This window comes from Pseudolysobacter antarcticus, assembly GCF_004168365.1.
Classification (GTDB): Bacteria; Pseudomonadota; Gammaproteobacteria; order Xanthomonadales; family Rhodanobacteraceae; genus Pseudolysobacter; species Pseudolysobacter antarcticus.
In genome coordinates this window covers 3,717,651-3,731,958 of record NZ_CP035704.1, presented here as the reverse complement: position 1 = coordinate 3,731,958, position 14,308 = coordinate 3,717,651, and the positions used below count along the sequence as shown (strand labels likewise).

Annotated in this window: 8 protein-coding genes; 5 read left to right on the top strand and 3 right to left on the bottom strand. The window is 58.8% G+C overall.

From position 1 onward, the window contains the following. Positions 1-10: 10 nt before the first annotated feature. The 3 genes from ELE36_RS16015 to gshB form a co-directional block, all read right to left on the bottom strand. Positions 11-574 (bottom strand): YqgE/AlgH family protein, encoded by a 564-nt coding sequence (locus ELE36_RS16015; protein WP_129835030.1) that lies wholly within the window; start codon positions 572-574, stop codon positions 11-13. A 71-nt stretch (positions 575-645) separates the two neighbouring features. Beyond that, the gene (locus ELE36_RS16010; protein ID WP_242512289.1) at positions 646-1,551 is read right to left on the bottom strand and encodes an energy transducer TonB; all 906 of its coding nucleotides are present in this window, start codon (positions 1,549-1,551) and stop codon (positions 646-648) included. Then, positions 1,548-2,495, bottom strand: coding sequence for a glutathione synthase (gene gshB, locus ELE36_RS16005; RefSeq protein WP_129835028.1), 948 nt, complete (start codon positions 2,493-2,495; stop codon positions 1,548-1,550). Before gshB ends, ELE36_RS16010 begins: the two co-directional genes overlap by 4 nt. 443 nt (positions 2,496-2,938) lie before the next feature. Between gshB and ELE36_RS16000 the strand changes: the two genes are divergently transcribed. The 5 genes from ELE36_RS16000 to ELE36_RS15980 all read left to right on the top strand — a co-directional run bounded on the left by ELE36_RS16000 (position 2,939) and on the right by ELE36_RS15980 (position 14,304). Further along, a complete protein-coding gene (locus ELE36_RS16000) occupies positions 2,939-3,295 on the top strand; it encodes a response regulator (RefSeq protein ID WP_129836945.1) in 357 nt (118 codons plus the stop codon). A 207-nt stretch (positions 3,296-3,502) separates the two neighbouring features. Next, positions 3,503-4,039, top strand: coding sequence for a chemotaxis protein CheW (locus ELE36_RS15995; RefSeq protein WP_129835026.1), 537 nt, complete (start codon positions 3,503-3,505; stop codon positions 4,037-4,039). 66 nt (positions 4,040-4,105) lie between these two features. After that, positions 4,106-6,127, top strand: a complete 2,022-nt coding sequence (locus ELE36_RS15990) for a methyl-accepting chemotaxis protein (RefSeq protein ID WP_129835024.1) — start codon at positions 4,106-4,108, stop codon at positions 6,125-6,127. A 100-nt stretch (positions 6,128-6,227) separates the two neighbouring features. Further along, positions 6,228-12,572 carry a hybrid sensor histidine kinase/response regulator gene (locus ELE36_RS15985; protein ID WP_129835022.1) on the top strand — a complete coding sequence of 2,115 codons (6,345 nt, stop codon included), beginning with the start codon at positions 6,228-6,230 and terminating at the stop codon, positions 12,570-12,572. After that, a complete protein-coding gene (locus tag ELE36_RS15980; protein WP_129835020.1) occupies positions 12,562-14,304 on the top strand; it encodes a chemotaxis protein CheB in 1,743 nt (580 codons plus the stop codon). The genes ELE36_RS15985 and ELE36_RS15980 overlap by 11 nt, the downstream gene beginning before the upstream one ends. Positions 14,305-14,308: the final 4 nt, after the last annotated feature.

Here is a 14,308-nt window from a genome sequence, read left to right as displayed (position 1 = left end):
TGTCATGAACTCACGCATGACCGGCATAACTGGTCAGGTTGGCGAGCTTCACACCGACCAGTGCAGCGGCGGAATCCCAGCGTTCGTCGAGCGGCGTTTCGAACAATATCTGCCGTGTGGCGTCGGCGGTGAGCCAGGAATTTTCCTTGAGTTCCTGCTCGATCTGACCGGCGCCCCAGCTGGCGTAACCGAGTGCGATCAACGCTTGTTGCGGGCCGTTGCCTTCGGCGATCGCGGCGAGAATATCGCGCGAGGTCGTCACGCACAGACTGTCGGTGATGCGATAGGACGAATCCCAATTGCCCTGCGGCGCGTGCAATACAAAACCACGTTCGGGCTGCACCGGGCCACCGATCAACACCGGTGCGTCGATAACGTCCTGCAACTCCGAACTCAGATTCATTTGCGCGAGGACATCACCGAGCCGATATTCGGACAGGCGGTTGATCAGCAGGCCCATCGCGCCGTCTTCATTGTGCTGGCACAAATAGGTAACGCCACGCGCAAAGTTGGCGTCGTGCAACATCGGCATGGCGATCAGAAAATGATCGGCGAGAGTGGTCGGACTTTGCATGGTCGGATTGTACGGGGCTTGGCGCCAAGTCGGCCAGTCGGCGCGCTCAAAACTGCACAGAACGAGCGAGTTTATTGCGCACCAATCGCGAGATCTTTGTCACCATCACCGGTCTGAAACTGCCAGGTGCGTGTGACATAAAGCTCGTCGATATCCTCGCCGGTATTGGTCGGAATCGGCGGAAACGGTGCAGCAAGTCCCACGATGCGAGTCGCAGCTTCATCGAGCACGCGAATGCCGCTACTCTGGATAATTTCGATATTTTTTACCGAGCCATCGCGACGCAGTGCCACCGTGAGAATCACGTTGCCATGCAATTGCTCGCGCTTGGCTTCATCCGGATAATTGAGATTGCCGATGCGCTCGATCCGCGCCACCCATGCACGCATATAGTTGGCGTAGACATACTCCTTGGTGTTGGCGCTGATTTCTTTTTTCTTCGGACGCTTGGCATAGGCCTGTGTCTGTTTCTGGATTTCTTCGGCGAGCCGCGCCATTTCCATTTTGCGTTGCACTTCCTGCGGCGCCAGCGCGAGATCGGTCGGCGGCACCTCGCGGCTTTCGATCTGGCTATTGATGCGGTCGCTCGATTGTTGCCGGGTGACGACGCGCGTCGCTTTTTGCGAGTTCGGTTGCGGCGCACCCGCTTCCATCGGCTGTGGTGTCAGGCCCTGTTCCGGTTTGCGCACGCTGCCGGAAAACTGGTCGCTCGGACGCAGCGCCTTGTCGCTGTTGCCGCCGCCGCTGTTGTTGGCCTGGGCGAGAAAATCGGCCTTCTCGGGCTTCTCGCCCGAAGCGGATTGCACGAGGATTACATCCAGCGATGGCAGCCGCGGCGCGGGTTTGTCGAAACTGAAAGTCACGCCAAGCGCGACCACCGCATGTATGACCAAGGCAAATAACAAGGTGACGCGCAGGCGCTCGCTGCTGCCGACGTTGGCAGGCATGGCGACGCGGGTTTTTGCGGCGCTGCTCACGCCAGCCGCTGCTCGAGATGATCGAATAACTGACCGGCAATATTGAGGCCGAACTGCTTGTCGAGTTCGCGGACGCAGGTCGGACTGGTGACATTGATTTCGGTCAGGTAATCGCCGATGACGTCCAGGCCGACGAAAATCATGCCGCGCTTTTTCAGCTCCGGCGCCACTTGCGCCACGATCCAGCGATCGCGTTCGGACAAGGGCACACCGACGCCCTTGCCACCGCGTGCGAGATTGCCGCGGAAATCGTCGCCCTGCGGAATACGCGCGAGCGCGTATGGCACTGGTTCGCCGTCAATCAACAAAATGCGTTTGTCGCCGGCGGTGATTTCCTCGATGTACTTTTGTGCAATCGCGAACTGCTGGCCGTTGTCGGTCAGCGTTTCGAGGATCACATTCAAGTTCGGATCGCCGTGAAAACTGCGAAAGATGCTGCGTCCACCCATGCCATCCAGCGGCTTCAAAACTACCTGGCCGTGTTCGCTGACGAAACGCCGGATTTCTTCCGCATCGCGCGCGACCACACTCGGCGGCGTGCATTGCGGAAAGTGCAACGAGTACAGTTTTTCATTGGCGTCGCGCAGTGCCTGCGGATGATTGACCACCAGCACACCCGCATCGAACGCAAGCTGTAGCACCATCGTGTCGTAGATGAATTGTGCATCTACCGGTGGATCCTTGCGCGCGAGGATGACATCCAGTTCGCGCAGATCGGACCAGATGCTTTCGCCGAGCGTGAACCAGTCCGTGGTGTTGTCGCGCACGCTTAGTGGCGCAAGCCGCGCCCATGGCACGCCGTTGCGTATGGCCATGTCGCCCTGGGTCATGTAACACAGCGTATAACCGCGTTGCTGCGCTTCCAGCAACATGGCAAAGGTGGAATCTTTCTCGGTGTGGATGTGCTCGATGGAATCCATCAGCACGGCAAGACTGCGCGGCATGATTCAACTCGTGGTGGTGCAATCCGGCATCCTCACGGATGCGGCGGCTTGCGGTCAACCGGCAGGATGCATTTCTTCGCTATCGAGTCGAGAATGCACGGCGGATTTTTCTTGGCACGCGCTATGCATGCGGGTAAAGCCATGCATTGGGATATGTCGAGAAACTCCCGGCGCGAGTGTCGGTATGCGCCTGCGGTTAGTCGTGAGCGCAGCAAATTCTTGCGTAAATACCTGCACTAATACCGAAAAAGTGATTTAATGCTTGAACATTGGACACACGCTGCTCGCGCCATGGGCTTTTTTCTTGACAGCTTGATGGCCGCTTGTTAAACAGGTGTTTGGTTTGTCTTGAATGGCGAGCGTGAGCTGCAACCATTTCCGCTGCAAGAGAGGGTTTAGTGGACGCAACAATAGATACAGGGGGGCTGGTCGGCCTGAAGGTCATGGTAATCGATGATTCCAAGACCATACGTCGCACCGCCGAAACATTGTTGAAAAAAGAGGGTTGCGAAGTCGTCACTGCGGTCGACGGTTTCGAAGCCTTGGCCAAGATTTCGGATAATCAACCCGATATCATCTTCGTCGACATCATGATGCCGCGACTGGATGGCTATCAGACCTGCGCGTTGATCAAGAATCATCAGGTATTCCGCTCCACACCGGTGGTGATGTTGTCGAGCAAGGATGGTCTCTTCGACAAGGCCCGCGGGCGCATTGTCGGTTCCGAGCAATATCTGACCAAACCTTTCACACGTGACGAATTGCTGGATGCGATCCGGCGACATGTGATCAATAAATAAACAACGATCCGGACCGGCAAGGGGGCAGGTGATGGTTCATGGTTCAATTTTCGGAGACGCCCGCGTTGCAACGCGCGGGTTCGTGACGCTGCAGATGCAGCGTATGCCTGCTCGGTATCGTCTCGGGCACGCCCCCCAGCGCCTGTTTGCCGGTCAAGGCAAGCTCGCCGCCTCCTCCCTTTGGTTTATCGCATTGATGGCCGTCGCATGAATGTTGTTCCCCAGATTTCCGCATTTGATCTGCTTGCCGATATCGAGCGTCGCAGCTTGGCGCATGCCGCCGGTATGCCCGAGCAAATCGAGGCGCCCGGCTTGTGGCGTGGTATCGGCTTCCGGGTCGGTGATCGCTTCCTCGCCAGCACGATTGCCGACGTCAACGAAATCCTGTCGGTGCCGCCTTTGACCCACGTTCCCGGCACCCGACATTGGGTATTGGGCGTGGCGAATGTGCGCGGTGTGCTCGCGCCGGTGATTGATCTCAAAACTTTTCTCGGTGGCACGCGCACGATTACGACCGATTCGAGTCGTGTCTTGCTGGTGCGGCAGCAGGCCGGCAGCGTCGGTTTGCTCGTGGATGAGGTTCTGGGCCAGCGCAATTTCGTGAATACGCAGAAGCTCGAAAATGCCGAGCTGGACGAAAACTACGCAAGATTTGTTTACGAAAGTTATGTGTTGGGGGATGTGCAGTGGAGCCTGTTCAGTATGGCCGAGCTGGTACGTGCGCCTGATTTCCTTGCAGCGTGAGTGCTGGATGCCATAGGGCTGCCTCGGCAGGCGTTATTGAGCTGAATTTTTTGAGAGACGGTGGATATGAGCGCGGATAAACAGAAGTCGGGCGGAGCGAATACGCTGTTGGTGGTTCTGCTGATCGCAGCCATTCTCGTGGCGGTCGTGGATTTCATCTTGTTGAACAACAAAGCCACGCAGGATCGACAAGCGACCGCGCTGACCACGCAGATTCAGGTGCAGTCGCAGCAGCTCGCGAAATACGCGACTGAATCCGCCTCCGGTAATATCGATGCGTTCGGTGGTCTTGCCAGCACCCAGGCCAGTATCGCCGGCGAAGTGCAGAAGCTGCTCAACGGCGATCCAGCCTCCGGCCTGCCGAATTACCTGAATGAGCCATCGGTCAAACCCGAACTGACTGATCTGGGCAAGGCGTGGGCGCAGCTCGATGGCAACATCAGCAAGATTCTCAGCAACAAGGATCTCGTGCTGAATGCAACGGCTCTTGCTAACGACTTTTCGACCAAGCTGCCGGTGCTGAACTCGCGTACCGACGAAGTGGTGAAAATCCTTACCGAAAAGAACGGTGCAGCCGGTCAGGTGATGATCGTGTCGCGCCAGATGTTGCTCGGCGATCGCATGTTGCGTCGTGTGCAACAGGTGCTGCAGGGCGGCACCGAGGCGCAATCGGCCGCGGATGGTCTGTCGCGCGATGCGCGTTTGTACGGCGCGGTATTGACCGGCTTGATTAGCGGTAACGCCGATTTCGGCATCAAGGCGATGGAAAACAGTTCGGCGCACGAGATTCTGAATGACATCAACAAGCAGTGGACCGAGCTTGGTGAGCCGGTGCAAAAACTGCTCGACGCGTCGTCCGGTGTGCAGGAAGTGAAAACCGCTGCGGACAACAGCTTCACCGACAGCCAGAGCGTGCTGATCCAGGCCGACAAGGTGGCGCAACGTCTCGGCGCGTTGGCGCCGCAGCGCATCTTCCCGAATATCTGGTGGGGTGCCGGTGCCGCGGCGCTGGCCGTGTTCCTCGTGATCCTGTTGGCGATGACTACTTTCCGCGACCAACAGCGTCGATTCAAGGACAGCTCCGAGCTCAACCAGCGTAACCAGGAAGCCATTTTGCGATTGCTGGATGAAATGGGATCCCTCGCAGAAGGCGATTTGACGGTGAAGGCGACAGTGACCGAAGACATCACCGGCGCGATTGCCGACTCGGTCAATTACGCGGTGGAAGCGCTGCGCTCGCTGGTGACCACGATTAACGAAACCTCGTTGCAGGTGGCGGCGTCTGCGCAGGAAACCCAGGCCACCACAATGCATCTGGCCGAAGCGGCAGAGCATCAGGCGCAGCAGATCACATCAGCGTCCACCGCGATTGGCGAGCTGGCCCAATCCGCCGATCAGGTGGCCCGACATTCGGCCGACTCCGCCGAAGTGGCGCAGCGCTCGGTCGCTATCGCTTCAAAGGGTGCTGGCGTCGTGCGACAAACCATTCAGGGCATGGACTCGATCCGTGACCAGATTCAGGAAACTTCGAAGCGCATCAAGCGCCTCGGTGAATCCTCGCAGGAAATTGGAACCATCGTCGAACTGATCAACGACATCGCCGAGCAGACCAATATTCTGGCGTTGAACGCGGCAATTCAGGCGGCCTCCGCCGGTGAAGCCGGTCGTGGATTTGCGGTGGTCGCGGATGAAGTGCAACGACTCGCGGAACGCGCCTCGGGCGCAACGCGGCGAATTGAAACGTTGGTGCAGACGATTCAGTCCGATACCCATGAAGCGGTCGGTTCGATGGAACAAACCACGACCGAAGTGGTTTCCGGCGCACGTCGCGCCGAAGACGCGGGTCTGGCGCTCGGCGAAATCGAAAAGGTGTCGAACGATCTGGCCGAATTGATTCAAGGCATTACGCATAGCGCAAATCAGCAATCGTCCGTGGCCAGCAGCATTACCGCGACCATGAACGTCATTCAGGAAATCACCACGCAAACATCGGTCGGTGCAAGCCAGACCGCCGAATCCGTCGGTAACTTGGCGAAACTGGCGGACGACATGCGCCGCTCGGTTGCCGACTTCACTTTGCCGAGCTGATCAAGGTCGAACTAGTGAAATTTCTTTTGCCGGTTGTTTTCCCCTGCGCTGCCCGGGCTGAGCCCGAGGTGCGCGTCGCGTCATCATTGGTGGTCTGGTCATGAGTGCGCAACAAACTAGCGATTTCACCACACTGCGCTGGATCAAGCAGGAGCTTGACGACACCTTGCAGCAAGCGTTGCACGCGCTGCAAACGTATGTCGAAGATCCTTCCGACAGCAGCCAGATCCAGCTCTGCGCCAACAACCTGCATCAGGTGCAGGGCACCTTGCGCATGGTCGAACTGTACGGCGCGGCGATGGTCGCTGAAGAAATGGAACGGCTCGCGCAGGATCTGCTCAGCGGGCAAGTGAGTCCGCAGGAAGATACCTACAGCGTGCTGATGCGCGGCATCGTGCAACTGCCCGATTACCTCGAACGCCTGCAAAGCGGACACAAGGACATTCCGATTGTCCTGCTGCCGCTGTTGAACGATTTGCGTGCGTGCCGTGGGCAAAAATTGTTGTCCGAGTCGGCGTTGTTTGCACCGAATCTCGATGCGGCCTTGCCGGCGTCGGCGGGCGGTGCGGCGCAGTTGCTCGCGCCGCTCGAAATGCGCGCGCAAGCGGGCAATTTGCGCACGGCGTATCTGGCAGCGTTATTGAAATGGTTTCGCGATGACGCCGCGGCCGGTCCGCTGGATCGCCTGCTGGGTATTCTCGATCGTTTGCGTGGTCTGTGTGTTTCGGTGGAATCGCGTCGTCTATGGTGGGTTGCCGCCGGTGTGATCGAGGGCGTGCAAAGTCACAGTATCGAACCCAGCGTCACGCTCAAGTTGCTGTTCGGCAAGATCGATCGCGAAATCCGTCGGTTGCAGGAAGACGGCGAAATTTCCTTGCGCAGCGATCCCACGCGCGAGCTCGTAAAAAACCTGTTGTATTACGTCGCGCATGCACGCGATGCCGGCCCGCGCAGCACCGAACTTCGTGCGACCTACAAGCTGAATTCGTTATTGCCGAGTGACCAGGAATTGCGCCACGCCAAGGGCAGCGTATCCGGCCACAACCGCACTCTGCTCGACACCGTTGCCGTGGCGATTCGCGACGATTTGCTGCGCGTGAAAGAAGCGCTGGATATCTTCCTGCGCTCGCACAGCCGCGAGCCTGGGCAATTGCAGGCGCAAGCCGAAGTGCTGGATCGCGTCGGTGATACCTTGGGCATGCTGGGTCTGGGAATTCCACGCCGTTTGGTTGGCGAACAACGCCAAGCACTGGCTGACATCGCCGCTGGCGTGCGTCCGGTCGAAGAATCTTCGTTGCTGGACATCGCCGGCACCTTGATCTACGTCGAATCCTCACTCGACGATCATATCGAGCGTCTCGGTGCGACCGAAGAAAGCGCCGAGCCCGCCGGTTTCCTCGAACACCTGCCGACCACCGAAGTACGTCGCATTCTCGATGCATTGATGCAAGAAGCTGCGACCAATCTGGCGCACGCCAAGCAGGAAATAATCTCGTTCATCGAGGCGCCATGGATGCACTCGCACATGTCCGAGATTCCGCATCGACTCGAAGAAGTCTCCGGTGCGTTGATCATGCTTGATCTGGTCGAGCCCGCGCATTTCATGACCGCGATCCAGCGTTTTGTCGAGGTCGAGTTATTGCAGCACAAACGCGTGCCGACAGCGGCGCAGCTGGATCGGCTCGCCGATGCATTTGCGTCGATGGAATATTATCTGGAAGCCACGCGCGAACGCCGCAGCGGGCGCGAAGAAATTCTCAATGCCACGCGCAGCAGTTTGACGGCGCTGGGTTATTGGCCGATTCCGCAGCGCGAACCGGTTTCGTGGACTGGCACGTTGGAAGCCTCTGCCGCAGTGCATGCCGAATCCATACCCGAGCACCGTGCCGCCGCCGCGTTTGTGCCTGAAGTCGAACTCGTTGCGCCAGCGCCGCTATCCGAGGCGCCGGTAGAACCCCAAGCCGCTGCGCCGCAAATCGTGCCAGTGATCGAGACTCAATCCTCGGCGCCGACGGAACCTGCGCCAGTTGTTTTTACTCTGCTGGCACCGGCGCACGAAGCTATCACCGATGCCGAAGACGACTACATCGAAATCGAGGAAGAGATCGAAGAAGAAGTACCCGAGTACGACTTCAGCCCGGCCACGACCCATTTTGAATCGGTGACCACGAATGAGATCGACGCCGATATCCGCGGCGTGTTCCTTGAAGAAGTCGCTGAAGAAATCGAGAGCTTGCACACCACCGTTGCGGCATGGCGGGTAAATCCGCATGACCTGTCCAAACTCACACCGATCCGCCGTTCGTTCCATACTCTGAAAGGTTCGGGGCGTCTGGTCGGTGCCGCGGCCATCGGCGAGTTTGGCTGGAAAATCGAGAATTTGCTGAACCGTGTGCTGGATCGCACGGTTCCGCCAAACGTGGATGTCGAAGCGCTGATCACACGTGCGGTTGATGCACTGCCCGGACTACTTGCCGCGCTCGGTGGCACGGGTGATGTCGATGCCGACCTTGGCGAAATCGTCTATCACGCCGACCGCCTCGTGGCGGGTGGCGAAATCAACGCGTTGGAAAACCCGCAATTGCGCATGCGCACGATCAAGCGCGTGGTGCGGCGTCGGGTCCTGCGCTCGTCGCTGGCGCCGGTGCCAACGATTGCCGCGGTCGCGGAATCCGTTGAGCCGGAAACCTTGTCCAGTGAAACGCCAGCGCAGGCCGAATCGCGCGGTACGTCATGGTCCGGTATCGATCCGGTGTTGTTCGACATTCTGCGTAGCGAAGTGGCCGCGCATCTGAGTGTTGTTGATACCCATCTAGAGGCCGCTGCCGGAAATTCCATTCCGGTGACCGAAGATCTGGTGCGTGCGCTGCACACGCTGAACGGCGCGATTGCGACTGTCGAAATCCCGGTGCTCGGCGGTGTTTTGTCGCCGCTCGAAGCCTACGTAAAAGGTGTCTATTCACGAAATGGCGTACTGGATAGCACTGGCGCGCAGGCGCTGGCGAATACGTCCACATTGATCAAGCAAGTCATGCTTGAGCTGGAAAGTGATCATCCGCAATGGCCGTCCAGCACACAGTTGACACAACAAGTCAATTCGTTGCGCGCCAGTGCGCCTGATTCGATCCTGCCGTACAACGTTCACGCTGCGGAATTCGAGGCGCATAAGGACGATACGACTCCCGCGCCGGAAACACATACAACGGATTCACAGGATGCTGGCATTACAGCCGACGCGCACGCAGAAAATACCGAGCATATGTCGATCGATGCCGCGGTCGAAGCAGCGATCGAAGAAGCGATCGAAGAAGCGATCAACCAGAACCATGCGCATGCGGCTTATGTAGATAACGCCTCGTCGCACGACGAAGAAATCAGCTTGTCCGGCGATGAGCAGATTGCCGCCGGCAATGAATCTGCCGAACACCCCGTGCCGGTCAGCGAAGACGACAACGACTTCTTCAAGTTGCATGACGAGCCGATTCGCCTCGTTGAAGCTGCCACGCCCGAGCAGCGCAAGGAGGAAGAGGAAGAACTCTTCACATCCGGCCTGGTATTCGAAAGGTTTTCGCACGTTGAAACGCCATCGGCCGAAGTGGTGCATGAAGCCGTTGCGATCGAGCCATCCAAGGTCGACCAAGAGCTGACCGAACCTTCACTCGGCGACGCCGTGACCGATGAACAGTTCTTCTCGATGCTCGAAGAATCAGTGAGGGACGACAGCCAGCAGCCTGCGGTGCACGAAACCCACATCGATGAGCATGTGTTGTTCGCGGATCAGCCGGGAGTCGCATCCGTTGATGATTCCGCTGACGAAGAAATCATCTTGTCCACACCATATGCAGCGCCGACAGACGAGCCGCAACATTACGAACTGTCGCAGTCCCCAGCCGCTGCTGCACCGACACCAACACCAGAGCCCGCCGTTATTCAAAGTGCCGACGAAGAGCTTCGCCCGAACGTGGTGTTGCTCGATGAAACCCCTGCGCCGGCGATCGCGGACGATGTTCAGCCCGATGGCGTGCTCGCCGCCGCAGACATCGACGACGATCTGCTAGAAGTATTCGTGCAGGAAGGCGCCGATATCCTCGATCATGCGGATGCGCTGCTGACGCGTTTGCATCGCGCACCGCAGGACAAGGAAATCCTCAGCGGCCTGCAACGCGAATTGCATACCCTCAAGGGTGGCGCACGCATGGCCAACCTTGAGCCAATCGGCGATCTCAGCCACGTCATGGAATCGATGCTCGAAGCGATCAGCGAGCAGCGTCGACCGATGACGCGTGCCGCGATGGATTCGTTCGAGCGTGGTTTCGATCGTTTGCACACGTTGATCCAGCGCGTGTCACAACGTCAGGCCATCGGCATGCCGGTGAACGCCATTGCACGTTTCGAGGCGCTGGTCGCCGGCACGCCGTTGCAGGCACAAGATGCCGCGCCGGTCGTGCATGAGTTCACGCGTGATGTCGAACGCGAAGTGCAGACCGAAGTAACGCCAGCCCCAACTGCGCCGACGCTCGCTGCGGTTACGCCATCGCGCCCGCGTTTGGTCGTGCGCGCCGACGAAGAAGAAATTGCGCCGCGCGCCACTCAGGAAATGATCCGCGTCCGTGCCGATACGCTCGACACGCTGGTCAACTTCGCTGGCGAAGTATCGATCTATCGTTCGCGCCTCGAACAACAGGTCGGCAACTTCCGCAGCAACTTGGTCGAACTTGAGCAAACCGTGAGTCGTTTGCGCGATCAGTTGCGTACCCTGGAAATGGAAACCGAGGCGCAGATTCTGTCGCGCTTCCAGCGCGAACATGTGAGCACCGCTGAGGGTGGTTTCGATCCGCTGGAAATGGATCGCTATTCGCAACTGCAACAGACCTCGCGCGCACTCGCCGAATCCGTATCCGATCTGGTGTCGATCCAGAACTTGCTCGACGATCAGGCCCGCCAGTCCGAAACATTGCTGCTGCAGCAGTCGCGCGTCAGCTCCGAACTGCAGGAAGGCCTCATGCGCACGCGCATGGTGCCGTTCGAATCGATGGTGCCATCGCTGCGCCGCGTTCTGCGTCAGACTGCCGAAGAAACCGGCAAACGCGCGCAACTCAACGTGCGTGGTGCGCAGGGCGAAATGGATCGCAACTTGCTCGATCGCATGAAAGCGCCGTTCGAGCACATGTTGCGCAATGCGCTTGCGCACGGTATCGAAACGCCCGAAGAGCGCGAAGCCGCAGGCAAGCAAGGTTCGGGTTCGGTCGATATCGCGGTGAGTCGCGAGGCGACGGAAGTTCTGATCCGCGTCAGCGACGATGGCCGTGGTCTTGATCGCGTAGCGATTCGTCAACGTGCGATCGAGCGTGGCTTGCTTGCCGCGGATGCGCGACCGAACGATAGCGAACTGTTCAACTTCATTCTGCAAACCGGATTTTCCACCGCCAGCCAGATCACACAGGTGGCGGGCCGCGGCGTCGGCATGGATGTGGTCAACAACGAAATCAAGCAGCTCGGTGGCTCGCTGGCAATCCAGTCGACGCCGGGGCAAGGCAGCAGCTTCAGCATCCGCCTGCCGTTTACCCTCGCTGTGGCGCAGGCGATTCTCGTACGCATCGGTGACGTTTCGTACGCGATTCCGATGTCCGCAGTGCAGGGCGTGGCGCGTATCGAGAGCAAGGATTTCGACGCACGTATCGTCCACGCCGATCCGGTGTATGCCTACCTTGGCGAGAGTTTCCTGCTGTGCGAATTGCCGCAGTTGCTGGATATTTCCGGCCATCGTCCGGTCGACGAAAGTCAGTATCCGTTGCTGCTCACACGCGCTGGTGAACAGCGCGCGGCGATCCGCATCGATGCGGTCATCGGCTCGCGCGAAATCGTGGTGAAGTCGGTCGGTCCGCAGATCAGCTCGGTGCCTGGCATCTTTGGCGCTACCATTATGGGCGACGGCTCGGTGGTGATGATTCTAGATCTTGCGACCTTGCTGCGCCGTCACGCCGCACGCCGCGAACTCGCGCTGAGCGAGCCGGAGTCGGTGATCCAGCCACCGCAGCAAATCGCCCCTGTCGCACCGATACGCACGATTCCGCTGATCATGGTGGTCGACGATTCGATTACGATGCGCAAAGTCACCTCACGCGTGCTGGAGCGCAGCGAAATGGGCGTGATCACGGCGAAGGATGGGCTCGACGCGATCGACAAGATGCAGGATCAGGTCCCCGACCTGATGCTGCTCGATATCGAGATGCCGCGTATGGACGGTTTTGAGCTCGCCACACACATGCGTAACGATCCGCGTCTGCGCGGCGTGCCGATCATCATGATCACCTCACGCAGCGGCGACAAACATCGTCAACGCGCTTTGGAAATCGGTGTCGATCGATACCTCGGCAAACCTTATCAGGAAGCGGATTTGTTGTTGAATATCCGCGAAGTGCTCGGAGCAACCCGTGGTGTTTGAGTCGACGCAGGTAAACGTGGGGCTGATGTATCAAACCAGCCCGATGCCCGAGGCGATGCGAGCCGCGCTAGCTGGGCTCGGTGTAAGCGTCGCTTATGAAGGCGCAGCAAACGCATTTGATCTGGCGGCGCTCAAGGCCAGTGGCGCGCGTGCGGTTGTCGTGAGCATGGATGGCGACGAGGACGATGCGTTTTCGACGATTGACCATTTGCTGGCCGATGGTTATGCACTCGTTTTCAACGAGACAAACGTGTCGGAAGCGCTGGCAGGATATGACCAGGCGCGCTGGGCACGACATCTCGCCGCCAAGCTGCACGGCGACTCCAGCGTTTTATTGCCGATGCGTCCGTTGAATGCGGAAGCGGCAGCAACTCCGTCGCTCGTGGCTGTCGCCGCGACAAACAGCGATATGAACGAAGCGGCGGTTACGCCAAGCGAAGAAATTCATGCTTTGCTCGATCCGATCCAAACGCCGGCTACGGAAGAATTGCCAACCCACAGCGATGAACAATTCGCCGCGATTGCGTCTGTTGAGCCCGACGCCATTGCGCTTGCAGAAACGCACGAATTACTGGATTTTCCGACCGGCGATTTCGATGCGGCGCCTGTGTTGCGTGAGACGAATCACGAAATCGCTGCGAATATTGTCGAGGACAATAGTTGGACTGCATTCCAGGCTGTCGACATCAACGCTGATGCTCCAACTACCGTAGCGCATGCATTGACCGATGAGCTGGAAACACCACTTTCGTTGCACGATGCCGATGATTTCGCGCACACCGCGATCGATATCGAGCGTCAGGACAAAGCCTCGGCATTGTCGTTCGCTGATAGCGATATCGAATTCGAAATTGCCGATAGCGCCGGTTCGGACAACGCCGGCGAGTCCGCGGAACCTGCGCCGTTGCAAAAATCCTCGGACTGGTTCCAGGGTAAAAACGAAGAGACACTTGCCGCCGAGGGAAATACTTCGCGCGTGGCCGATGATTGGGCGCTGCTGGATTTTGAAGCCGATATCGCCGCCATACCGTCGCCGCTGCCGGTCGAAACTGCCGCCGCCGCACCGGTCGAAATAAAAGAAGCTGCGACGTTTGATTTCGGTTCGGACTGGGCGCTAACACCGCTCGCGGTCGAAGACGAAATATCCGATGGTCCGATCAAGAATGCAATTCCACGCGTATGGGTACTATTTGGCTCGATCGGAACGCCCGAGGCCTTGCGCGAATTCCTGGCAGCACTGCCCGAAAAGCTCGCCGCGTTGCTTGTTGTCGTGGCACCGATCGGCGCTGATTTTCAATCGGCAATGGTCGCGCAAATGAGCAAGGCTTCGGCTTTGCCGATTCGTGTCGCCGAGCACGGCGCCACGGCCGCCGTGGGCGAGGTATTGCTGCTGCCGGCGCAAGGTCGTTTACAGGTCAAGCCGGATGGTCGTTTGCTATTGGCGGCGGATGAAAGGGAAAGCCTTTCCATGCCCGAAGCATTGATGCGCGACCTGATCGAAAGTTTCGGCGTGCGCGCAGGCGTGATTCTTCTTTCGGGCACAGTCAATGGTGCCATCGCCGCGTGCCAGCTCGTCGCCGATAGCGGTGGCCTGATCTGGGCGCAGCAGTCCGACAGTTGCGTGATCAGCAGCATGGTCGATAGCGCCGATGACGCCGGCCTTGTCCAATATTCCGCACCACCGCGCCAGTTAGCCATGCGGCTGGCCGCAATCTGCGCCACTGCCGAGTAAAGTC

Excerpts from the sequence above, each read along its gene's own strand:
- ELE36_RS16015 (WP_129835030.1), bottom strand. The coding sequence starts at position 574 with ATGCAAAGTCCGACCACTCTCGCCGATCATTTTCTGATCGCCATGCCG.
- gshB (WP_129835028.1), bottom strand. The coding sequence starts at position 2,495 with ATGCCGCGCAGTCTTGCCGTGCTGATGGATTCCATCGAGCACATCCAC.
- ELE36_RS16000 (WP_129836945.1), top strand. The coding sequence starts at position 2,939 with ATGGTAATCGATGATTCCAAGACCATACGTCGCACCGCCGAAACATTG.
- ELE36_RS15995 (WP_129835026.1), top strand. The coding sequence starts at position 3,503 with ATGAATGTTGTTCCCCAGATTTCCGCATTTGATCTGCTTGCCGATATC.
- ELE36_RS15990 (WP_129835024.1), top strand. The coding sequence starts at position 4,106 with ATGAGCGCGGATAAACAGAAGTCGGGCGGAGCGAATACGCTGTTGGTG.
- ELE36_RS15985 (WP_129835022.1), top strand. The coding sequence starts at position 6,228 with ATGAGTGCGCAACAAACTAGCGATTTCACCACACTGCGCTGGATCAAG.